Below are 25,040 nucleotides of genomic sequence, written 5' to 3' on the forward strand. Positions count from 1 at the left end.
TTAAAATAAATACATTTGTTACTCATCAATTATTTAAAAATGGATAAATCAGAAATCCTTCATATAATTAAAGAAAAGCTGTCCGAAAAAGCTCAGAACCTGGAATATCTGATATCGGAAACCCGGGCCTCTAACAACGACACGAAAAGCTCGATGGGAGATAAATACGAAACGGGAAGAGAAATGCTCCAGCAGGAAATTAATAACCTCCAGAGACAGCTTAATGAAGTGATGAATCAGCAGGCCGGAATCCAAAAATTAAATACTGAACCTTCTGTTCAGGTTCAGAGTGGGGCTTTGGTCAAAACAGATAAAGGAATCTTTTACGTAGCCGTTTCTATCGGGGAAATTGTATGGGATGGAAAAAAGATTATTACGGTTTCTCCGGAGTCTCCATTAGTAAAAGCTATGTTTGGCAAGAAATTAGGAGAGACTTTTAGTATTAATAATATCCAGCAGGGTATTGAAAAAATCTGGTAAATCTAATCTTATGAAAAAAAGTTTATTACTGCTACCGTTCCTTTTTATAGCTACTTTAGTACAGTCACAGGTAAAAGCCTATGTTTCCGGAAAAAATTATGACTTGCAGTCGGTAGATATAACGCTCGGAAATCTTATCATCAATATCAGTGAAGATGGAAGAATTGCAAGATTTTCATCCGATGTGCTCAATGGAAATGTAGATTATTATGATGATGAAAATTTTGATGCTTACAGATTCGGAAAATTAAAAAATATCGGAGACATAAAAATTGATTATTGGGATACGCCGGATAAAACTGATCCTAAATACGGAAAAATAAAAAGTATAGGAAATATAAACGTTTCCTATTGGGATCAAAGGGTCTTTGAAAAGGAAAAACTCGGTAAAGTAAAGAAAGTAGGCCATATTTCAATCGACTATTGGGGGAATGATATTATAGATAATAGCCGTTATGGCAAGATGAAGTCCATAGATTCCATTTCTATAGATTACGGAGTGAAAGAAGTTATCAATCAGAGCCGTTATGGAAAGCTGGTGCAATTCGGGCCTGTAAAGATAGATTATTGGAGCGATGATACATTTACAGATAAACGAAAATACGGAAAGCTAAAATCTGTTACCGGAAATTCCAAAGATATTATGGTGGTTTTCCTTTAGACAGGATAAAAGGTTGTTATCTTTGTAGGAAAATTAATTGTCCATGAAGTTAGAATTATATCAGATAGATGCCTTTACAGAAGAGATTTTCCATGGAAATCCGGCGTGTGTTGTCCCTTTAAAAAGCTGGTTACCCGATGAGGTACTTTTAAAAATAGCCCGTGAGAATGCTGTGGCAGAAACAGCCTTCTTTATTGATAATGGGAGTAGCATTCATCTGAGATGGTTTACTCCGGAAATAGAGATGGATCTATGTGGCCATGCTACCCTTGCCACGGCCCACTGTTTAACCTCTATCTTAAACTATCCGAACAACAGGATTGTTTTTCAAACCAAAAGCGGTGAATTAACAGTTGAGGTCAAAGATGGATTGTATTATATGGATTTTCCTTCAAGAATGCCTGAAGCATCAGCTCTTCCCGATATAATATCAAAGTCTCTCAATATCCAGCCTAAAGAAGTTTTCAAATCAAGAGACTATGTTCTGGTATACGAATCTGAGGAAGATATTAAAAAAATAAAAATTGAGAGATCCGTTTTTGATCTGATCAATCTGGATCCGGGAGGTGTAGTTGCGACAGCAGCCGGAACTGACAGTGATTTTGTTTCCCGGTATTTTACGCCGCAGTCAACCATTCTGGAAGATCCGGTTACCGGCTCTGCCTACTGTTCACTTATTCCGTTCTGGTCTTCAAGAACAGGAAAAGATAAGCTTTTTTCCCGTCAGCTATCAGAAAGAGGAGGCCAGCTCTATTGTGAAAACAAAAATGAAAGAGTAATTGTAGCCGGTAAGGCGAGAACCTATTCTGTGGGATATTTTTGGATAGAATAATGTCATCAAGCTCAGAAGGAGCTTTAATGATAAAGCTTTATTAACGGACACAGATTATTAAATGCTTTTCCCGTCGATATAATGCTGTAAGCTTTCCTTATATTGAGGAGCTATACTGATCTGCTGTTCACCGATGACAATATGATTTCTTTCAATGGCTTCAATCTTTTCAAGGGAAATAATATAAGAACGGTGTACCCTCATAAACTGGGAAGAAGGAAGTTCCTCTTCCAGCTTTTTCAGGCTCATAAGGGTCAGTATAGGTTTAGGACTTTGGGTGGTGTAAATTTTCACATAATCTTTTAGTCCTTCAATGTATAAGATTTCTGAAAAGTTGATTTTGATTTGACGGTATTCTGATTTAACAAAAATAAAGTCAGATTTTTTCTGCTCCTGTGCGGAACCGGAAACAGGGGAAGGCTGTCCCTCAAACCATGATTTTGCTTTATTGGCAGCTGCCAGAAACTCACTGTAATCAAAGGGTTTGAGTAAATAATCTAAGGCATTTACCTTATACCCGTCAATAGCATATTGTTCAAAAGCTGTCGTAAAAATCACTTTACTATCCGAAGGCAGCATTTTGGAAAACTCCAGTCCGGAAAGATCAGGCATCTGAATATCCAGGAAAAAAAGATCAATATCTTTCGTTTCTTCAAGTACCTGCATGGCATGAATAGCACTGCTGCATTTGGCTTTCAGCTCCAGGAAAGGGGTCTTTTGAATATAGCTCTCTATCAGATTCAGGGCCAACGGTTCATCATCGGCAATGAGGCAATTTATTCTTTTCATCAGATAAAAAGATAAATTTAATCAATTTTTAGCTTAATCTCTGCGATATAAATATTATTATTTAGATAATTGTTATATTCATGACTTTCGGGATACAAAAGGCTCAGTCTTTTTTTCAGATTATCGACACCGATTCCGGATCCGCTCCGGTCAGTATCATTCTTTGGAAAATTAGAATTGGAAGCAGTGAACAGTACTTCATTTTCCTGAACACTTATTTTAAAAAAAATATCCGATGGCTCGGTGGCAGATACTCCATGTTTAAAAGCATTTTCCACGATAGAGATAAAGAGTAAGGGAATTACTTTTATGTCCGGAATGTGAGTAGGGAAATCCGTGATAACCTTCGTATTATCGTTGAGTCTGAGAGACATCAGTTCAATATACTTGTTAAGAAAATCGATCTCATCAGCCAGGCTTACCTTTTCCATTTCCGCTTTATAAAGCAAATGTCGCATCAGTTTGCTTAAATTATGAATACTGATCTTCGCTTTATCAGGAGATAGGTCTACCAATGAATAAATATTATTAAGAGCATTAAAGAAAAAATGAGGTTGTAGCTGAAACTTAAGGTGCTGCAGTTCGGATTTCAATTTAATATTATCAGCCTCTCTCTTCATTTCTTCCGCATCACGAATCCTCTTTCCTGAATTGACGGCAATGGAAAAAGCGACCGGAATGAGATAAATAAGAAAGTCGAGGTAATATCTGAATGCTGCAGGGGGTGGTGGCCCCATATCTTTTTTTCCTGCTCTGACCACATCAGCTGCTCTTTCCGGTCTTAGCATATCCATAAATTCATTTTTAAGATAAGTGACGACTAATAGAAGGAGAAGATTGGCTGCAAAAAATAATATTTTCTTATTTCTTTCCCGGGAGAATAACCATTTGACAAAAATGAAATAGTTGATATAAAAAATTATGGCAATAAATATCAGCTGAAGCCAGAAGTGGGAAAAAATTTCTGTCCAGTTTCTTTCTGTACCAATGGTAAATGTAGCAGGGAGAAAGAACAACACCATCCATATAAGCATATGGATGCTGAGTTCTAATTTGTTATTACGGTTATTGTTCATTTTAATTATGAGATTTAAAAATACAAATAATTATATTTTAAACTTCTGCAAATACTGAAACCTTTTAAGCGAATGTATTTTTTTTCTCCAGAAGTCCCAGCATATATTTTCCATCTTCTTTATCCAGTTATTCATATCTCAGGGCATTAATAGGATCAGACTGAGCGGCTTTTCTTGCAGGATACCACCCGAAAAATACGCCGGTAATCGTACACACGGTAAAGGAAATAACAATAGATGACATTGTAATACTTACCGGCCAGCCTGCAAATTGGGAGATTCCCCATGTCGCGAGCAAACCGATAATGACTCCTAAAATTCCTCCGGTAATACTGATCAGTACCGATTCTATCAGAAACTGAAACAAAATATCCGAATCTTTAGCACCGATCGCCATTCTTAACCCGATTTCACGCGTTCTTTCTTTCACGGAAACATACATGATATTCATAATTCCAATTCCGCCCACTACCAGGGAAATACTTGCAATCGCAACCAAAAGTACGGTAAGCATTTCACTTGTAGAGCTGAAAGTGGAAATAAGCTCCTGCTGGGAAGATACATTAAAATTATCATCTTGCCCTTCCTTTATATTATGCTGTTTCTGCATGATAGCAGTAATTTCTTCCACTGCCTTTTCGGACTGTTCTTCGCTGAGGGAGGAAGCTACAATGGACTGGAGGTAATTCTGAGCCAGAATTCTTTTTTGAACAGCTGTGTAAGGAGCTATGATAATATCGTCCTGGTCCTGTCCAAAGGTGTTTTCTCCTTTTTCCTTTAAAACACCAATTACTTTAAAAGGAATATTTTTAAAACGGATCATTTTTCCGATGGGATCTTCATTAGGAAATAAGTTTTCCTGAACCGTTTTTCCGATGACGGCAACTTTTCCAAATGATTCAATATCATCCTCCGTGAACATGGCTCCGGACTCTATCCCCCAATCGCGGATGGATAAATATTCTGGTGAAGCTCCGTAAATAGTAGTGGGCCAGTTGTTGGACCCTGCAATACTTTGTCCGCTTCCGTTTACCAAAGGAGAAATATCCTTTATCTGATGGGCCTGTGATTTCAAAGCCTTATAATCATCCAATGTTAAAGTCTGCATGGAAGTCGGATCGGATCTCACACCACCCATCATTCCGGCACCGGGGCGGATGGTAATAAGATTGGCTCCCATACTTGAAATATTTTGCTTGATACTTTCCTTAGATCCTTCTCCGATAGCGAGCATGGCAATAACGGATGCTACTCCGATGATGATCCCCAGCATTGTGAGGACTGCTCTCATTTTATTGAGGAGAATGGCTTTCCAGGCTATCTTTAATAAATTGATGAAATTCATAATAATGTTTTTAAAATTGAAAAACCTCGACAAACCTAATTAATTGGTTACAAGATTATCTAACGGGAGGTTTGTCTCGGTTTTTCTATCATGAAAAGAATATAATGTTATTCGGTTTTAAGCAACTTGGCCAGTTCTTCAGGGGCATACAGCCGGTCTGTAACCATTCGGTCTTCTGTAATTTTACCGTCGCGAAGGATCACTGTTCTTTTACTGAATCGTGCGATATCATCCTCGTGGGTTACGAACCCGATGGTAATTCCCTGGTCATTAAGCTCCTGAAATAAGTTCATTACTTCATAGGAGGTCCGGGTATCCAGGTTTCCGGTGGCTTCATCCGCTAATAAAATAATGGGATGATTAACCAATGACCGGGCAATGGCTACCCTTTGCTGCTGACCTCCGGAAAGCTGGCTGGGAACATGATCCATTCTACTTTCCAATCCTACCTGTTTCAATGCTTTTACAGCACGCTCTCTTCTTTCCTCTGCAGATACTTTAGAATTGTATAAAAGAGGGAGTTCTACATTTTCTAAAGCACTTGTCCTAGCCAGTAAGTTATATGACTGAAATATGAACCCGATTTTGGAGTTTCTTATTTCTGCCAGTTGATTTTTAGTCAGATCCTTTACAGAAACACCGTCCAGTTCGTAGACTCCCGAAGAAGGCTGGTCCAGGCATCCTAAGATATTCAGGAAGGTGGATTTTCCCGAGCCACTTGTTCCCATGATGGTTACAAATTCTCCTTCGTTGATGGTAAGGTCTATTCCTTTTAAGGCATGGACTACCTCTTCTCCCATCCGGAAATCACGTTTAAGGTTTTCTATTTTTATAATAGGGGGCATAAGTTTTAGATTTCAGATTAAACATTCAGTAGCTTCCGTTTGTTAATTTCCGGGAGGCGGCCCTGAGCTGGAAGACTTTTTATTGCTTCCGGGACGTTTCGGCATGAACGGGCTGTCTCCGCTTTGGGAAGAGCTTTTGGCTACTTTGGTTTCCACAGCATCCATGGAAGTTACAATAAGATCCGTATTGGTAAGACCGTTTACAACCTGTATATTGACTCCGTCATTGCTTCCTATGGTGATCAGTTTCTGGGAAATGGTATTATTGCTGTTTTTTACCCAGACATATTTTTCTTTATTCTTTCCTGTTTTGGTTTCAGGAACATCAGCCTGTATATTGTTTTGGGCATAATATTGCTGTAATGTTTCTGATTCAGGGCTAAAGCTTAATGCAGAAGCCGGAATAGTATTGATGTTTTTTAATTCTTTTGTATAAATGGTAATGGTTGCGGTAAGTCCCGGTTTTAATTTTTGCTCCGGATTGTCTGCATCTACGATTACGGTGTAGGTAACTACGTTGGATTCGGTAGTGGCAGCCAATCTTACCTGTCTTACCTTTCCACTGAATTCTTCCTGAGGATAGGCATCTACTGTAAAGCTTACTCTTTGTCCTACTTCTACTTCGCCTATATCTGCTTCATCCACATTGGCTTCCACCTGCATTTTGGTGATATCTTTAGCGATCGTAAAGAGGGTAGGAGTAGTCATACTTGCGGCTACCGTTTGCCCTTCTTCCACTTCCTTACTCAGGATAATTCCATCGATGGGAGCATAAATATTGGCATATCCAAGGTTGGTTTTTGCCTGTGCTAAAGCTGTTTTTCTCTGGCTTAATGTCTGCTGGGCATTTTTTACCTGGTAGGCCGCCTGCTCATAATCCGCTTTACTGATTACTCCGGCCTTGTACATATTACTCTGTCTGGTATAATTTTGCTGATAATAATTAAGCTCATTGGCAGCGGCACTATACTGGGACATTGCATTATTAACGGATTCCTGTAGAATGGTTTTGTCCAGCTCGGCAAGCAGTTGTCCTTTTGTCACCTGGGAGTTGTAATCTACATATATTTTGTTGACAAGTCCTGAAACCTGTGTACCTACGTCAATCTGGTCCACCGGTTCTACGGTTCCCGTTGCTGTTACAGATGTAGTGACATCAGAAGCAGATATTTTCGTAGTCTGTACCTGTATAGCCGCCTCTTTTTCCTTTCCGAAAAACTGATAACCAAAGAAGATGGCAATTACCACAATCAGTGCAATGATAGAGTTTTTAAAATATTTTTTATAAGTTGGGTTCATAACAATAGATTTAGTTGGAGGTTAACGTTTTTCCTTGATAAAAGTTCAGAAGCTGATTATATAAGACAGCCATATATTTGGATTGGAGATAAGTCTGTTCATTACTTAAGTAAGTATTTCTGCTTACGGTAAGCTCGGTAGTGGTTAATCCTCCGAATTCATACTTTTTATTAGCCAGTTCATAAGCCAGTTTGGCATTGTCACGGGCGACTTTTGACGCTTCCTGCTGGGACTGGTTGGCTATTGCATTCTGCCAGGCCGTTTCTATATTGGCATAAAGTGTTTTTTCAGCACTTGTTTTATCGAGTTTATTCTGTTCAATATCGATCTGAGCGAGCTTAACATTCGTGTCATTCTGCTTTTTAGAAAAAATAGGAATACTGATGGACAACCCTAAAGATTTATTGAAATTACTTTTCAGCTGTTCCCAGTATCCGAAATCTCTCGTGTTACTATATCCCGTATTGAGTCCTGCATTCAGGGATACGGAAGGAAGGTAGCCTGCTTTTGCTATTTCAAGATCTTTGGATAGAATTGTATTCTGCATATCATAGATCTTAACATCAGGAAGGCTTTCTCTGGCAACAGCAAATACTTCAAGTTTATCCGGAATAATATCCAAAGCATCGCTTAACGTCACTTTTTCAATCTGAAAATCTACGGAAGGATCAAGCTCCAACAGCTGTTTTAATTTTAAAACCTGCTGGTTGTATAAGTTCTGACTGTTCACCACATTATACTGATTTTGTGCACTCTGTGTTTCCACATCTGCCAGATCTAATTTGGCAATGGCTCCGTTTTTATATTTTATTTGGGTCAGCTTTAATTCCTGAGCGGTAGAGCTCGCCGTAAATTCAGCTATTTTAATTCCTTCATAATAATAAAGGGCCTGAAGATAGGATTCCAGAACACTTAAAACAATACTGTTCTTGGCCTGTTTCTGATAGAGGGAGGACTGATCTACAAGCATTTTGTTTTTTTCTATCTGAAGATTCATTTTATTTCCTTGATATAAAACAACACTACTTGACAATCCGAAGCTGTTTGAGAATATCGTCTCATTTACGAAATCACTGGTAATAGGATCAATACTGGATCCGTTAGTAACTCCTACCGAGGCTGAAGTGGATAAGCTCGGAAGTCTGTTGTTCTTCTGCTGTTGATAATTCAGCTCCGCCGCACTTTTATCCAGCACTGTTTTTTTAACGGTGATGTTATTAGTTACGGCATAATCAAGGCAATCCTGTAACGTCCATACTTTTTGAGCCTGTACTGTGGTTCCCCAAAAAAACGCTATTAAAATTAATTTTTTCATATACCTTGTTCTTATTTACAGGACAAAGTTGGGATAACCGTTATACAATATCAATTCTAATAGACATTAGCTGGTATTCTCTCGACGAAAGGCTGTTTTTTTTCGACAGACATTTTTAAGATACGTTAATTAAGTATTAAAAACTCCCTTGTATGCGGAGTTTTGCATTGTTTTTGCTGCTTAGATTTAACATAATAATAATTTTAAAGATCACATTTTATGGGAATTTTAGAAAACAAAGTTGCCTTGGTAACAGGTGCGGGATCCGGAATAGGTCTCGCTATTGCACAGACATACGCTAAAGAAGGTGCTAAAGTTATAGTATCTGATATCAATGAAGAACATGGTAAACAGGCAGTAGAAAAAATTAAATCTGCAGGAGGTAAAGCCACCTTTGTAAAGGCGGATACTTCTAATGCGCAGGAGATTGAAGCGTTGGTCAAGGCAACAGTTGAAATATACGGAAGACTGGATATTGCATGTAATAATGCAGGAATTGGAGGAGAAGCAGCTTTAACGGGTGATTATGGACTGGACAGCTGGAGAAAAGTTTTAAGCATCAACTTAGACGGAGTATTTTACGGATGCAAATATGAGCTGACTCAAATGGAGAAAAACGGAGGCGGAGTAATTGTTAATATTGCTTCTATCCACGGTACCGTTGCTGCGCCACTTTCTTCTGCCTATACTGCAGCTAAGCATGCGGTGGTAGGTTTAACCAAAAATATCGGTGTGGAATACGGACAAAAGAACATACGTTGTAATTCAGTAGGTCCGGGATATATCGAAACTCCTTTGCTTGAGAATATGGATAGTAATGCAAGAGCAGCTTTGGTTGGAAAACATCCGATGGGCAGATTGGGGACCGCACAGGAAGTTGCAGAGCTTGTATTATTCTTAAGCTCGGAAAAATCTTCTTTCATGACAGGTGGTTATTACCTTGTAGATGGAGGTTATACAGCAGTCTAACAGGTTTTTTAACTTGATTTCAATAGAAGGCACTTATGAAAATGAGTGCTTTTTTTATGATCTATGATAATAGGTTTTCATTTTGTTTTTTCTAAATTTGGAACATAAAATGAGTTTTTGACATGCAGAATTATTTAGACCTTTTACAGCATATTTTAGATAACGGGACCGATAAAACGGATAGAACGGGAACAGGAACACGCAGTGTTTTCGGGTATCAGTTACGATATGATCTGTCAAAAGGTTTTCCTTTGGTAACTACCAAAAAAGTTCATGTAAAATCTATTATTTATGAATTGCTCTGGTTCCTGAAAGGAGATACCAATATTCAATACCTGAATGATCACGGAGTAAGCATATGGGACGAATGGGCAGATGAGAACGGAAACCTCGGACCGGTTTACGGAGCTCAGTGGAGAAGCTGGAGAGGAGCAGATCATCAAATTATAGATCAGATTTCAGCAGTGATAGAACAGATTAAAAAAAATCCTGATTCCAGAAGGCTGATCGTTTCTGCATGGAACGTTGCGGAAATTCCTGCTATGGCTTTAGCACCTTGTCATGCCATGTTCCAGTTTTATGTGGCTGATGGCAAGTTATCTTTACAACTTTATCAGCGAAGTGCAGATGTCTTTCTTGGAGTTCCTTTCAATATAGCCAGTTATGCATTATTACTTATGATGGTAGCGCAGGTCTGTGATCTGGAGGTGGGAGATTATGTGCATAGTTTTGGGGATGTTCACATTTATAATAATCATTTTGAGCAGGTTAAAAAACAGCTTTCACGGGAACCGAGACCATTACCGACGATGAAGCTGAATCCTGAGATTAAAGATATTTTTAATTTCAGTTTTGAAGATTTCACTCTGGAAAATTATGATCCGCATCCGGGAATTAAAGCGCCTGTTGCTGTTTAATAAATAAATACTAAGTGAGGCTTATGCTTCACTTTTTTTGTAACATTTATTAAATTTTTTCAACTTATCAGTAAAATCTGTTTATGATTAAAAAGTTTTACTTATTGGTTGCTTTAATGGTTTCCACTGTTGTTTTTTCTCAGAATGGAGTAAGAAAAAAACTTGGAGATTACCTGGATTCTTTATTTGTCAATCATAAAGTGATGGGAAGCTTTGCATTTGCAGATCATGATCAGCCATCTTTCCTCAAGGTAACAGGCTTTTCCGATGTGGAAAAACAGCAGAAGGCTAATATGAATACACAATACCGTATTGGCTCTATTTCCAAAACTTTTACCGCAGTATTAATCATGAAGGCAGTAGAAGAAAAGAAAATCTCCCTTGATAAAAAGCTGTCTGAATTTTATCCGGACATTCCCAATGCCCATAAAATTACCATTGAAAACTTACTGCAGCACAGGACCGGAATTCATAATCTGACCAATGAAGCCGGATATTGGCAATATCATACCCAGCCACAGACAGAGAACAGCCTGGTTACGATAATCAAAAAATACAAAAGTGATTTTGAGCCCGGTACCAGATATGAATACAGCAATTCCAATTACATTCTGCTAGGTTTTATTCTTGAAAAGATATATAAGAAAACATATGCGGAGCTGATTAAACAGAAAATTGTAAAACCTTTACGCTTAACTTTAACGAAAGTAGGAGGGAAAATTGATCCTACGAAAAATCAGGCCCAGTCTTATCAGTTTATTAATGGGAAATATGATCTTTCATCAGAAACAGATATGAGTATTCCTATAGGAGCCGGAAATATTATTTCCACACCTACTGAGCTTTTACAATTTATTCTTGGTCTCGAAAAAGGAAAGCTGCTCCGAAAAGAAAGTCTGGAAAAGATGAAAAGCTTTAATGAAAACTATGGGTACGGATTGGTAAAAGTTCCTTTTGATGAATATTGGGGATTCGGACATACAGGGGGTATAGATAATTTCAGGTCCGTACTCTTTTATTTCCCTGATCTCAAAACGGCTATAAGCTATACCACCAATCAGGCGGATATGGATACCAATGAGATTTCGATCAAAATGTTGGAGGCAGCTACAGGAAAGGATTTTGAGATGCCTTCTTTTAGATCCTATGAAATTCCCGAAGCTGAACTTCAGAAATTCGTGGGAACATATAGCTCTCCCGATATCCCTTTAAAAATTAATATCTTTATCAGGAATAAAAAACTTATGGCTCAGGCAACGGGGCAGAGTGAATTTCCTCTCGAAGCAGTTTCCGATACCAGCTTTAAATTTGATGCAGCAAGGATTGTGATTGATTTTTATCCGGCAAAAAAGCAGTTTATTATTATTCAGAGCGGAATAAAGAACACCTTTACAAAAGAATAATATGAAACATTTAAAAATAAATATTGAAGAAAAGGCAGATATTGAAGCATTGAAAAATGCTGTTCTTCAATTAAAAGGAGTAAGTTCAGCGGAAATCATCGTCGAAGAAAATCCCGAAAGTGAACTGAAAAAAGCATTTGCTAAAACTAAAGAACAACTTAAAAAAGGGGACTATGAAACCCTCGTTAACGATATTTTTGATATATTGACAAAAAATAATTCTAAAAAATAATGAAAAAGGCTATTTTATCTATTGCCATACTGGGAATGATATTTTCCGGAAATGTATGGGCCCAAACGGATACCTCAGGAAGGGAGAAAGTGTACAGAGCTACTCATACAAAAGTGACAGAGCTTAAGCATACCAAGCTTAAAGTTAATTTTGACTACGAAAAAGAGCAGATGAACGGAGAGGAATGGTTGACGGCATCTCCTTATTTCTATCCTACCAATGAGCTGACACTGGATGCCAAAGGAATGCTTATCCATGAAGTAGCTTTAGATAACAATGGTAAAATGTCTCCTTTAAAATATGATTATAAAGATGATGTTTTAAAAATTGCTTTAGATAAAACGTATCAGAGAAACCAGCAATATACGGTTTACATCAAATATACCTCCCGTCCGAATGAAGTAAAACAGGAAGGCAGTGCGGCTATCAATGATGCCAAAGGTTTATACTTCATTAATGCGCAGGGAAAAGATCCCGATAAGCCAACCCAAATCTGGACTCAGGGAGAAACGGAATCTTCATCCGCATGGTTCCCGACTATAGATAAGCCCAATCAGAAAACAACTCAGGAAATCTATATGACCGTTCCTGATAAATATGTAACGCTTTCCAACGGGGTTTTAAAAGAATCCAAAAAAGAATCCAACGGATTAAGAACAGACCATTGGGTAATGGATAAAAGACATTCCACCTACCTTTTCTTTATGGGAGTAGGAGAATATGCCATTGTTAAAGATAAATGGAAAAATGTTCCTGTAGATTATTATATAGAGAAAGAATATGAGCCTTATGCAAAGCAGATCTACGGAAATACTCCGGAGATGATTGATTTCTTCTCTAAAAAGCTCGGATATGATTATCCATGGGCCAAATATGCTCAGATTTCAGGTAGAGATTACGTAAGTGGAGCAATGGAAAATACGACGGCTACATTACATGGAAGCTCTGTGCTTCAGAAGCCGGGGCAGCTAATCGATGAAAACAAATGGGAAGATGTTATCGCCCATGAACTTTTCCACCATTGGTTCGGGGACCTTGTAACTGCTGAAAGCTGGAGTAACCTTACGGTGAATGAATCTTTTGCCAACTATTCCGAATATCTGTGGAACGAATATAAATATGGAAAAGATCAGGCAGATTACCACCTGATGTCCGATGTTAATATGTACATCCATAATCCGGGGGATTTTAATAAGAACCTGGTAAGATTTGATTATGCTTCCCGTGAAGATGTTTTTGACCTTGTAACCTATCAGAAAGGAGGAGGGATCCTGCATATGCTAAGGAATTATCTGGGAGATGATGCTTTTTTTGCGGGCATGAACGATTATCTGAAAACAAATGAATATCAAAATGCTGAAGCTCATCAGCTAAGGCTTTCTTTTGAAAAAGTATCAGGAAAAGATCTGAACTGGTTCTTTAATCAATGGTATTACGGAAGCGGAAATCCGAAGATCAACTATACATATACCTTTGAACCGGTTAAAAAACAGGTGGCGGTAACGATCAACCAGAGCCAGGAACTTCCTTTTGAATTCCCACTGGCTATTGATGTATATGATAACGGGAAACCTAAGAGATATAACGTATGGGTAAATGCAACAGCCAAGAATACATTTAATTTTGATACGTCTAAAAATCCTGATTTAGTAAACATTAATGCAGACGGAGTTTTACTGGCAGATATCACCGATACGAAAACACCAGAGCAATACCTGATGCAGTTTACTAATTCCAAAGAATTTAAAAGCAGATATAACGCTTTGAACGGAATCAAAGACCAGGTAGGAAAAAATGCTTCCGCTACAAAATTATTATCTGCAGCATTAAAAGATCCTTTCTTCCGAGTGAGAATGAAAGCGTTGGAATTGATGGACCTTTCCAATGGAGATCAGTCTAAAGCATTGGCAGGCGATGTTGAAAAACTGGCGAACAATGATCCTAAAACATTGGTTCAGGCCTCTGCAATTGCGGCATTGGCTAAGACTAAGGATAAAAAGTACCTTCCTATCTTTGAAAAAGGATTAAATGCAGTTTCCAATTCTGTAAGAGGAAATTCATTAGGAGCCATTTCTGCTATCGATCCTTCCAGAATAAGTGCTTTGGCAGATAAGATCGATCTGGAGAATGCATCTGAGGATTTACTTACTCAAATGCTGCCTATCGTTGTTAAAAATAAAGTCACTTCCCAGATGGCGAATATTGCACCGATTGCAGCATTCTATCCGTTTGTGAAATTCCAGGATCCCGAATTAGGGAAATCTGCAGAGGAAGGATTCAACTGGATCATGTCCTCTGATAATTTGAAGGCTACTGAAAGTATTACCAAAATATTGGGTCAGGCGAAAAGTCAGATTGCAGAAAATCCTCAGGCTAAGATGATGATCCATCAGATGCTGAAAGACGGATTAAGTAAAAAAATGGATTTATTAAAACAAAATCCTCAGCAGGCAGCCAGCATTAACCCTCAGATTGATGCATTAAACAAGGCTATTGAGAGTTATAAATAATAATCTTAAACAGATTAAAATAAAAAACGGCATCTAAGTAAGATGCCGTTTTTATTTAACAAGAATATTGATTTACAAGTAAAGCTTTTCTTCGGGTTTACTTAATGAGGGGTGAGATATTCAATGTCAGGGATAAATGAATACTTGATTTATATCATATATTATCCCTTTGGAATATATATTCATATAAAAACTGGACAATAATGCGGGTCTGTTCAAGTTTTCTTTTTTAAATTCGTATAAAAATTAAAAATATGAGTTTTGGAATAGAGGCAGCAAGCTATTATGTGCCTTCTTTGTATTTGGAAATAAAAGATTTAGCAGAAAAAAGAGGCATTGAGCCGGCAAAACTGGAAAAGGGCCTTGGTTTACATAAGATGGCGTTGCCGGATGTTCATGAAGATGCAGCTACATTTGCAGCAGAATCATTGCTGAAATTGATCAAAGATTATAATATTAACCCTAAAGATATTTCAAGAATTTACTTAGGAACTGAAAGTGCCCTCGATGCGGCGAAACCTACAGCTACCTATGCCATGCAGATGGTAGAAAAGGTCCTGGAAAAAGAATTTGGAGAGAGATGCTTCAGAAACTGTGATGTAGTGGACATGACCTTTGCCTGTGTAGGAGCAGTGGATGCATTACACAATTCTTTAGACTTTGTAAGGGTAAATCCGGATAAGAAAGCTGTTGTTATTGCCAGTGATTATGCTAAATATGAATTGGCATCCTCAGGTGAGTATACCCAGGGAGGAGGTGCTGTTGCTTTATTGGTTTCTTCTAAACCTGACCTTTTGGAAATTGAAAATAACTGGGGAGTAGCTACGGAAAGTGTTTTTGATTTCTTTAAGCCGAGAAGACAATACCCAAAAGAAAATTTGGTAAATGCTCCGGAATCTTTTCCTGATACTATTGAGATATTTACCGATGAGCCTGTATTTGACGGCCAGTATTCCAATCAGTGTTACCAGGACAGAATACGTGAAGCTTATCAGCATTACAAAGATATTACAGGGCAGCAAAAACCATATGAAAACTGGAAGTATCTTATTTTTCATCTTCCTTACGCATTTCATGGGAAAAGAGTTTTTACAGAGATTTATAGTTTAGAAAATAATATATCCTATCAAACTCCTGAGGAACAAAAGGCAGTGGCCAAATCTGAAGAATATATCAATTTCATCAATGAAAAAATAGAGAAATCACAACGGGCATCTTCGGAAATAGGGAATATGTATACAGCATCTATTTTTATGGCGCTTCTTTCTGCTTTAGCTACTTCTTATAATGAGAATGAAGACCTTGCAGGACAGGAAATTGGCTTTCTGGGATATGGAAGCGGTTCGAAATCCAAGGTTTTTGCAGGGAAGGTTTCCGGAAACTGGAAGGATGTGGTTTCAAAATGGAATCTTTTTGAACAACTGAATAAAAGGACTTCTATTGATTTTGACACTTATGAGAAATTACACAGAAAGCAGTTAAAACATTCCGTTAATAAAGATTATAAAGGTTTCGGCCTGGAGTCCATAGAACCTGATAGCCCGGTTTTGCAGGGAGCAAGGTATTATGATTATCTTTCTTGAAAAGAATTGCGATATTATATATTGAAAAGTCTCTGTAAGAGGCTTTTTTTATGGAATTAAAATATAAGTTGTTTTAAGTTTGTTAAATGAAGGCTGAGAATAACTTGTTGAGTTTAAATTTGTATATATTTTAATTAAAAATACGCATTTGATGAAAAAAATTCTATTTATTTTAATTTTTGTGATTTTTCACAATGTTCAATCACAAACTTTCTCAAGTTTTACGACTGCTGGAAATGTTAATCAGTATGTTCCTGTAAGTTTTAAGTCGACAACTCCTGATGGAGGTAACAGAACTTTTTTTATATCTCGTCCAAATATTCATGAAGGGAGAAACTGGCTGGCTCATGGTATTGTTGCTATAACAGGTATTGGAAACGGATGGGGATCAAGAGGAAATGGTCTAAGAGTGGATAATTTCTCTTCTGGATTTGAAACAACATTACCAAGTTCTAAAGTGGTCCATTTTTTAGGAAGGGTTTTAGCTGCAAATGAGACCAATAATATTATAGTTTTTTTAAGAGGAGGAACGAAATATTATTATGCTAATGCAGAATTGATATCTAATACTGGAGCATATCAGGATGCAGCCGGTTTAAGCCTTGCAACGGTGTCTATTCATGATCCTCTTTATAATCTTCCTAAGGGAACTTACTATGGGAGTACTGATATTAATGGGAAAACTTCAAATTTTGCAGCCATAGATAATGGTAATGTCGGAATTGGGATTAGTAATCCAACTAATAAATTAGATGTGAATGGAATAGTTCATGCTAAAGAAGTAAAAGTAGATCTACAAAACTGGCCTGATTATGTTTTTGAAAACAACTATACTCTTAACAGCTTAGAAGACATCGAAAAATATATTTCTGAAAAAGGACATTTACCTAATATTCCATCTGCAAAAGAAGTCGAAGAGAATGGAATTGGACTAGGGCAAATGAATGCTAAGCTTTTGGAAAAGGTTGAAGAGCTTACCCTTTATTCCATAGAACAGAATAAGCAGATTAAAAATTTACAAAAAGAGAATGAGACTTTAATGCAGCAATCTGAAAAGATTGAAAAACTGGAAAGTCAATTGAAACAGCTTCTTTCTGAAAAAAGATAAGAAGTATTCTTATAAAATTAAAACACAAATTTTTGATGAAAACAAAACTATTATCTCTATTCTCTCTGGGAGTAAGTATCCTTGGTTTTTCTCAGACCAAAGTTTATTTCAAATACGATGAAGCTGGAAACCAACGATACCGGGGAACCAATATAAGTGGCAAGAAAGCTCAAGATGAGATTGGTAAAAGAGAGGTTCGATCCCTGGAAAAATCTAGTGAAACCCTTCAAACATCATCTTTAGCGATAGATGAAAAAGAATTTTGGAAACAAGTGCGCTTATATCCTGTTCCGGTAAATGATATCCTTACAATAGACTGGACAGATGAGCTTGATGAGCTTATTGCGTCTGTTTCACTATATGAGCACAGTACTGTTCACTGGAAGTTCCAGCAGCAAAATCTTGCCAACCTAAACAAGCAATTGAAGATCAACATGACCGGCTATAATTGGGGAGTCTATGTTTTACAGTTTACCTTAAAAGATGGTAGAAAGTTCAGTAAAAACATTACGAAGAGATAACTTTTTCTAATGACTGAATAGGATTGGATTATAAGTAGATGATTTCTATTTCTCTTCTTTTCATTTTATAAAACACAAATATGAAGAATTTTTATTCGTTGTTTCTCTCTTTACTATCAGTATTGGGATATTCACAAACTATATTATATCAGCAGGAAAGTAGCTCCCGAACGGTTCAGGATCCGCAGACTGTTATTTTAGCTCCTGGCTTTAAAGCTACTTCCAGTGTTTCGAATCCTTTTATTGCAAAGATCGGACCTTCTAATGAGAGTGCTGGAGGAGGACCCACTGATTCACAAGCAGGGGCCACAAACCCCTCTGGAACAACGGCTCCTTCAGGACAAAGCTTCCATGATACGAAAGGAGAAATAGAAGTGAATGGAGCTGGACAATTGCAGTTTACACTGCCCATTGCCTTGCCTCCCGGAGTGAAAAGTGTGGCACCACAAATTAATTTGGTATATACCAGTGGTTCAGGGAATGGGATTGCTGGATATGGATGGAATATTTCTGGGATTACAGCTATTTCTAGAATAGGAAAAAATGTTGAAAATGATGATGTAGCTAAAGGAATACAATTAGATAATTCGGATTATTATAGCTTTAATGGGCAGAGATTAATTTTAAAATCAGGAGAGTATGGAAAGAATGGAGCAGAATATATCACAGAAAAGTATTCCAATCTTAAAATAAAGTCGATAGGAGGTATTTCTGGACAGCCATGGCAAGGTCCCGAATATTGGGAGGTAACATTTGAAGATGGTTCTCAGGCGTGGTATGGAGGAACTACAACAGGAAATAGTACTGCAAGGACTCCCATAGAATATAATATGGTAAAATGGAAGGATGCTCAAGGGAATTATATTACGTATAATTATTCACAACTAGATAATGTGGCAGTTGTTTCATCTATTAAATGGGGTGGTAATGAAAAATTAGGCAAATCTCATTTTAATGAAATCCAGTTCAGCTATTTGGAAAGAAGTTTAGCTGAGTCTTCTTATATTAATGGAATAGCAAGAATTCAGAGAAAAATTCTTGACTATATAGTTGTAAAATCAAATAATAATCAATTTAAAAAGTATAGAATTGATTATTTTAATAACGGAACAAACTATCAATTTGTAAGTAAAATAACAGAATTTAATTCTATTAATGAGCCGGCTAATCCTGTCAACTTTAAATATCCGGAACGGGCCAATTCTGTAGTAGACGAATATACTGGAAATCCTGATCCTTTTAATAATGTAAAATTCACGGGTGATTTCAATGGTGATTCCTATTTGGATTTTGTAATGAATAACGGAACGGTAAAACTGGGAGCTTTTAATGAAACATTTACCAATATTATCACCAATAAGCAGTTTAATAATGATGCAAAGGTTGTAAGTACATTACTTGATGAAGAAGGACAGGTATATAATGGAAATGGAATTGTACAGTATGAAGATGGATATTTATGTGGGTATATATTTAGAAATAATTCTTTTGTAAAAGTATTTAATAAACTGATTTCCAATAATTATTGTGAGCCGGGAGCTACATGTGATACAACTGTGAAATTTGACCATGGAGATTTGAATGGTGATGGGATTGAAGATGTCTTTTTAACACTAGATAAGAAAAAATGTATTAATTCCCAGTGTAATAATGATGTCAAGAATTTTATCATCGACCTGAAATCAAATAGCCGTGATTCAATGTATAAAGTAGATCCGTCAATTAATGAAAGTCTTTATACGGAACAAAAATATATTGATATTGATGGTGATGGAAAGACAGAGATTATAGATGTTTCCAATACAAAATACACAGTATTTGAGTTTGTGGAAGTATCTTCATATAATTATTTGAAAAAAATCAAGTTTACAGGTAACCTTATAGAAAACAAGGATCCGGAGTTTCCTATATTGTTTGGAGATTTTAATGGAGATGGAAAACTTGATTTCACTATTCCTGTAACAGATTATGCTATTGGTAAACCAGATGATTGGAGATTTTACATAGGAACAGAAAAAGGATTTAATAATTTTCTGAAAAAGGAGTTTTTTACTTATAGGAAGTATCAGAAACAAATGACGAATAGTTATGCAAAATTTGCTAAACAATACTCCTTTGCTGTTACTGATATGAATAAAGACGGAAAGTCGGATGTAATACAGGTTTTTTCATATAATCAGATTAATTTGTTTAATGCAGCTGGATCTAGAGACTTTGGATATGTTATAAGTACTCGATTAGCTAATGGAACGGCTTCTGATGGTACTTTAGACTTTCAATCCATACCATCATTGGTTAGTCCTACTTATGGAACACAGGACATAATGGATTTAACATTATTTACTCCTCTTACTAATCCTATTAAGTCTAATAATAATTATTATAATGTATTTATATACTGGAAACAGTATCTTAAAAAGATTAAAGCACCTACTTCTCTTGAGGAGCTGGGACGTATAAGTTCAGTTATACAGGGAGGAATTACAACTACAGTTAAATACCTTGAAGTCATTCCTAATAATACAAATAATTCTAATTTTTATAAAAAAGTAAAAAAAGAATATTATCCTTATTTTTCATTGAATAGAGTAGATAATGAATATGCCGTATCTCAAATTCAACAAGAAGGGAGAAAACAAGATTTCCGATATAGGGGGTTAACCGGTAAATTTCAGGGAAAAGGAATAATTGGCTACCATCAAACTGCCCGCTCTTCATGGTATACCACTGGATTTGAGAATACGAAGGTTTGGAGTGGTGTGGAAATGGATATTTTAAATGAGGGATTACCAGCTAAAGAATGGAGTATTAGAACTAATGATGAAAATAAAATATTTCCTACAAATATTTCAGAAACTAATACTCAATTATTGAGTTTTAAATCTACTATTTACCAGTCTGATCAATTACTGAATGGTCAGCTTATTACTTATATACCGGATTCAGATAAGTCTCGAGTTGTTAAAGCTATAATTCCTAGCTTAATTAAAACAAAAGATTTTTTAACAGGTACACTCACAGAAAATTCAATAACCTATGGAGAGTATTATCTTCCTGCCAAAAATGTATCTAAAGTTAATAACAACTATGCTATTACAACTTCTAAGTTTATATATACCCATAACTCATCGGGTATAGGAGCTAATTATTTTATAGGAAGGGCTCAAACAAAAACTGAGGTAGTACAAGCTTATGGTGATACTAAATCGCTTAAGGAAGAATATACATATGATAATAATAACCAGTTAAAAACTCTTAAAACCTGGAATAGAGATAATACGGGATACTTGCTTGAAACTTATAATTATGATGCCTTTGGAAATATCACCCAGAAGATTATAAGTAACAGTATAGATTCTCAAACTCAAACCACAGGATCTCAATATGACGCTAAAGGACGATTTGTAGAGAAAAAAACAGATAATTTGGGATTAGAAACTCATATTATTTATAATGACTGGGGACAGGTTAAGAAGCAAATAGATCCTTTAGGAAATACTTTAGAAAATGATTATGATCCTTGGGGTAAACTCATGAAATCTAAAACTAACCTGGGAGGAACGACTACCTTTCAGTACGAAAGAGATGCTCAAGCTAATATAATAATTACTCAAAATAATCCTAATAAGGAAACTTCTAAAAAATATACCAATAAATTAGGGCAGGATTATAAAACTTCATCCAATGCATTTGTATATGGACAATATATTCTCAAAGAAGTTGAATATGATATTCTAGGAAGAAAAATAAAAGAGTCTGAACCCTATTTTAATGGGCATCTTCAGCCTGAAAAACAATGGACAAACATAACCTATGATGATTCAGTTTTTCCAGCTAAGGTTACTGTTACTTTGTTTAATGGCAAAAAAATACAAACTTTTATTTCCGGTAATATCACTACTGAAAAAGAACTTAATGGCTATGGAAGAACAACTTCTAAAACTACAGATGCTTTAGGAAATATTATTTCTTCCACAGATAAAGGAGGAACGATCAAGTTTTCTTATAATGCTGTAGGAGAACAAATTAAGGCACAGTATGGAACTAATATTGTTACAACAAAATATGATGTCTGGGGAAGAAAATCAGAATTCAATGATCCTTCCAATGGATTATATAAATATGAATACGATGGATTTGGTCATCCTAAAAAGATTACCAGTCCTAAAGGAACTAAAGAATATGATTATAACAATCTGGGACAACTGATTTCTCAGAAAGAACTTTCCACCACAGATGGAGGCCATGCTACCGATAAATCTATTTCCTTCAGCTATGATAATAAAGGAAGGATTATTTCAAAATATGGATTCTCTAAAGGACAGCCTTATAGTTCCAATATTGCTTACGATCCACAGGGAAGAGTCTTATCTTCATCGGAGAGCAGCAATGGAAAATACTTTATTCAGAAAGGACTTACTTATGATGATAAAGCAAGGGTAATTTCCTACGAAAAACAGCTGTACTCTTCAGGAGTTCTTACTAAAGTTCAGATAGAAAATGTTTACAGCCCTTGGGGAGGTGGGCAGCTCTATTTGGTAAAAGACAAAACTACCGGAAAAATATTATGGCAATTAAAGAGTATTAATGCCAGAAGACAGGTGCTAACGGCTAAATTGGGAGCGGCAGAAATAAAAAATTCATATGATAGCAATGGGTTTTTAAATAATGTCAATCATTCATCCTCTGTAAAGCCGAGTATCCTTCAACAAGCATATTCATTTGATGCGATTAAAAACGAGTTAAAGCTGAAAATTACCGGAGGAGACTTTAATATTGTAGAATCTTTTGATTATGATGATAACAATAGGTTGGTCAACTGGACGAATCCGGTAACGGGAGTAAAACCTACTTCCAACCGAAATGTCTATGATGCCAAAGGAAGAATTACTCAGAACGATCAGGTAGGAACCATTCAGTTTGGAAATTCAGCTAAGGTGTATCAGCCAACAGGAATGACCTTAAATGCAGCCGGAACTCAGAACTATAATAATGATTTGATTCAAAGCATTGCTTATAATGAGAACAATGATCCTGTTTATATTAACGGACAGAAAGGAGATGTAGCCTTCCAGTATGGACTAACCAGTATGAGGCAACGAGTAACCTACGGAGGAAACTTTGATCCTGACCAGGATGGTAAGTTTACCAAGTTCTACAGTCAAGACGGAAGCTTTGAAGTGGTAAGGGATAATACTACCGGAAAAGAAAAGCATGTTTTATACATTGGAGGAAGTCCTTATGAATCAAATATTGTATATTTAAAGAACTATACAGAGAGCAGCGGATCATATAAATTTTTACATAAAGACTACATAGGAAGTATCTTAGCGATCAGTGATGAAGCAGGAAATAAGCTTGAGCAACGGCATTTTGATGCGTGGGGTAATTTTACTCATTTACAGATAGGAAATGAATCAGTGATAACGGATAAGAATGTCATTGATAATACTTCATTACTTATTGAGAGAGGATATACGAGCCACGAGCATTTTGCAGAGGTAGGAATCATCCATATGAACGGTAGATTATATGATCCACTGTTAAGAAGATTCTTAAATGCAGATGAGAACATCCAGGATCCTTACAATACCCAGAATTACAATAAGTATGGGTATGTTCTCAATAATCCATTGATGTTTAACGATCCAAGTGGAGAGTTTATTCCTTTTGCTACAATTATTGCTGTGGTCGCCAAAGCAGCTTTCTCAGCTGTAGCTATATCAGCTGCTACCTATACTGTTACTGCTCTGATAAACGGTAATTTTAGCGTTAATGGATTTTTTAAATCCATGTCTCAGGCAGCAATTATGGGAATTCTAAGTGGAGGACTATCTTTTGGAATAGGTTCTGTATTTGCAATTGCAGGTGTTACTAATACTCTAGGGCCTATTGGTACTATTATTGGAAGGGCAAGTGCCCATGCTATAAGTATGGGAGTAATCTCTACGGTTATGGGAGGTGGTTTTGCCAATGGAGCTTTAAGTGGAGCATTTTCGAGTTTAAGTGGTGACTTTCTTCAGGGGGCTAGAGGCTTTTGGGGGACGAATGCTGGGAAATTGGTGTCTGGAATAGCTGCTGGAGGAGTAGGAAGTGTATTAGGAGGAGGTAATTTCTGGATGGGAGCAATGAATGGATTCTTTGTTACTGCTTTTAATCACTTGGAGCATATAACAAAAACTTCATTTAAAGTATATGATAGTGATGGAGAGTATGTAGGAAAAATTAAAGTCAAGGAGTATGAAACTTATATATCAAATGATGGTAGTAAAGGTATAAAAGTTGAAGTTATATTTAATAGTGAAACATCCAAGTATTCTAATTATGAATGGGTACAGACTATATTTACAAATGCCCCAATAGGCGGAGGAAATAACTATAGTGTGTATAATGATCCGCAACCAGGAGATGACAACTCTCCTTATTACTATACAAAGCAAGACTATAAAGATGCACCCCATTTAAAGAATGGAAATCAATATACATTTATAGATGCTCCAAGAAGAGAATTAAGGAATTTCAATGTTGGATGGAGAGCTGAATTATCATTAGTAGGGATCAATAATACAGGAGCCCATGCTTTGCATACATTTTGGTACGGTTTTAATCTCTATCCATCTAATCATATAATTGCAATGCCTATTTATAACATTCAATATAAAAACAGATATCAATGGTTAAAAAAATAAAATTTGCGAATCTAATTATAATAACAACTATTTTCATTAGTTGCACTTCTAGTAAAACAGAATATTCGATTTCTATTTCATCGTTAAAGGAATCAGATAAACCCTATCCGATAGTTATTCTAACAAATAAAAATATTGGTACAGTGAAGTTTCCACAACAATTTTATAAGATAAACCAACGAGATTTGGAAAGAATAAAAAAACAATGTTCAATCAATAAAAAAGGGAAGGAAAGACTATTGGTCATTGAAATAAAATATAATGATAAAATAGAAAAGTATTTTTTCAATAGGCAAGAAAGCATATGCAATCTTAATAAAATACAAACTATTACCTCTCATTACAATAATGAGGATCTTAAATCTAGCATTTCATTTCTGGAAAAAGTGATTAATGTTCCTTGAACTGGGAAAATTAAGATGAAAGATCCATTAAAAAACTATAATCTTATTTCCTAAATTTTAGT

General features: G+C 36.3%; 19 protein-coding genes. 13 read left to right on the top strand and 6 right to left on the bottom strand.

Translation table 11 applies throughout. The features are described from left to right. Window positions 1-39 precede the first annotated feature (39 nt). From ABJ974_RS04715 to ABJ974_RS04725, 3 genes are read left to right on the top strand one after another with little or no spacing between them, the layout of a single operon-like run. On the top strand, window positions 40-480 hold the full coding sequence (locus ABJ974_RS04715) for a hypothetical protein (RefSeq protein ID WP_419870233.1): 441 nt from the start codon (window positions 40-42) through the stop codon (window positions 478-480). 10 nt (window positions 481-490) lie between these two features. Further along, a complete protein-coding gene (locus tag ABJ974_RS04720) occupies window positions 491-1,141 on the top strand; it encodes a hypothetical protein (protein ID WP_419870234.1) in 651 nt (216 codons plus the stop codon). A gap of 43 nt (window positions 1,142-1,184) precedes the next feature. Next, window positions 1,185-1,973, top strand: coding sequence for a PhzF family phenazine biosynthesis protein (locus ABJ974_RS04725; RefSeq protein ID WP_419870235.1), 789 nt, complete (start codon window positions 1,185-1,187; stop codon window positions 1,971-1,973). A gap of 57 nt (window positions 1,974-2,030) precedes the next feature. Here ABJ974_RS04725 and ABJ974_RS04730 read toward each other — a convergent pair whose 3' ends face one another. The 6 genes from ABJ974_RS04730 to ABJ974_RS04755 all read right to left on the bottom strand — a co-directional run bounded on the left by ABJ974_RS04730 (window position 2,031) and on the right by ABJ974_RS04755 (window position 8,642). Continuing rightward, complete coding sequence (locus ABJ974_RS04730; protein ID WP_419870236.1) at window positions 2,031-2,762, bottom strand: LytR/AlgR family response regulator transcription factor; 732 nt, start codon at window positions 2,760-2,762, stop codon at window positions 2,031-2,033. Between the two features lie 17 nt (window positions 2,763-2,779). Beyond that, window positions 2,780-3,838 (bottom strand): sensor histidine kinase, encoded by a 1,059-nt coding sequence (locus ABJ974_RS04735; RefSeq protein ID WP_419870237.1) that lies wholly within the window; start codon window positions 3,836-3,838, stop codon window positions 2,780-2,782. 127 nt (window positions 3,839-3,965) lie between these two features. Beyond that, complete coding sequence (locus ABJ974_RS04740; protein WP_419870238.1) at window positions 3,966-5,183, bottom strand: ABC transporter permease; 1,218 nt, start codon at window positions 5,181-5,183, stop codon at window positions 3,966-3,968. Window positions 5,184-5,290: 107 nt separating this feature from the next. Then, the gene (locus ABJ974_RS04745; RefSeq protein ID WP_419870239.1) at window positions 5,291-6,028 is read right to left on the bottom strand and encodes an ABC transporter ATP-binding protein; all 738 of its coding nucleotides are present in this window, start codon (window positions 6,026-6,028) and stop codon (window positions 5,291-5,293) included. Window positions 6,029-6,070: 42 nt separating this feature from the next. Beyond that, window positions 6,071-7,327, bottom strand: a complete 1,257-nt coding sequence (locus tag ABJ974_RS04750) for an efflux RND transporter periplasmic adaptor subunit (RefSeq protein ID WP_419870240.1) — start codon at window positions 7,325-7,327, stop codon at window positions 6,071-6,073. Window positions 7,328-7,337: 10 nt separating this feature from the next. Further along, entirely contained in the window at window positions 7,338-8,642 is a 1,305-nt protein-coding gene (locus tag ABJ974_RS04755) for a TolC family protein (protein WP_419870241.1), read from the bottom strand. 219 nt (window positions 8,643-8,861) lie between these two features. Here ABJ974_RS04755 and ABJ974_RS04760 point away from each other — a divergent pair, with 219 nt between their 5' ends. From ABJ974_RS04760 to ABJ974_RS04805, 10 genes are all read left to right on the top strand, one after another. Further along, window positions 8,862-9,611, top strand: coding sequence for an SDR family NAD(P)-dependent oxidoreductase (locus ABJ974_RS04760; RefSeq protein ID WP_419870242.1), 750 nt, complete (start codon window positions 8,862-8,864; stop codon window positions 9,609-9,611). 122 nt (window positions 9,612-9,733) lie between these two features. After that, window positions 9,734-10,528, top strand: coding sequence for a thymidylate synthase (locus ABJ974_RS04765; RefSeq protein ID WP_419870243.1), 795 nt, complete (start codon window positions 9,734-9,736; stop codon window positions 10,526-10,528). 83 nt (window positions 10,529-10,611) lie between these two features. Continuing rightward, window positions 10,612-11,931 carry a serine hydrolase domain-containing protein gene (locus tag ABJ974_RS04770; protein WP_419870244.1) on the top strand — a complete coding sequence of 440 codons (1,320 nt, stop codon included), beginning with the start codon at window positions 10,612-10,614 and terminating at the stop codon, window positions 11,929-11,931. A gap of 1 nt (window position 11,932) precedes the next feature. After that, window positions 11,933-12,163, top strand: coding sequence for a hypothetical protein (locus ABJ974_RS04775; RefSeq protein WP_419870245.1), 231 nt, complete (start codon window positions 11,933-11,935; stop codon window positions 12,161-12,163). Beyond that, complete coding sequence (locus tag ABJ974_RS04780; RefSeq protein WP_419870246.1) at window positions 12,163-14,673, top strand: M1 family aminopeptidase; 2,511 nt, start codon at window positions 12,163-12,165, stop codon at window positions 14,671-14,673. The genes ABJ974_RS04775 and ABJ974_RS04780 overlap by 1 nt, the downstream gene beginning before the upstream one ends. Before the next feature lie 254 nt (window positions 14,674-14,927). Further along, window positions 14,928-16,256, top strand: a complete 1,329-nt coding sequence (locus ABJ974_RS04785) for a hydroxymethylglutaryl-CoA synthase family protein (protein ID WP_419870247.1) — start codon at window positions 14,928-14,930, stop codon at window positions 16,254-16,256. A gap of 151 nt (window positions 16,257-16,407) precedes the next feature. Further along, complete coding sequence (locus ABJ974_RS04790) at window positions 16,408-17,364, top strand: hypothetical protein (protein WP_419870248.1); 957 nt, start codon at window positions 16,408-16,410, stop codon at window positions 17,362-17,364. A gap of 35 nt (window positions 17,365-17,399) precedes the next feature. Next, window positions 17,400-17,885, top strand: a complete 486-nt coding sequence (locus ABJ974_RS04795) for a T9SS type A sorting domain-containing protein (protein WP_419870249.1) — start codon at window positions 17,400-17,402, stop codon at window positions 17,883-17,885. 80 nt (window positions 17,886-17,965) lie between these two features. After that, entirely contained in the window at window positions 17,966-24,574 is a 6,609-nt protein-coding gene (locus ABJ974_RS04800; protein ID WP_419870250.1) for an RHS repeat-associated core domain-containing protein, read from the top strand. Continuing rightward, entirely contained in the window at window positions 24,559-24,978 is a 420-nt protein-coding gene (locus ABJ974_RS04805; RefSeq protein WP_419870251.1) for a hypothetical protein, read from the top strand. The genes ABJ974_RS04800 and ABJ974_RS04805 overlap by 16 nt, the downstream gene beginning before the upstream one ends. The last annotated feature ends 62 nt before the right edge of the window (window positions 24,979-25,040 follow it).

It is taken from the genome of Chryseobacterium sp. CT-SW4, from assembly GCF_048572715.1.
Classification (GTDB): Bacteria; Bacteroidota; Bacteroidia; order Flavobacteriales; family Weeksellaceae; genus Chryseobacterium.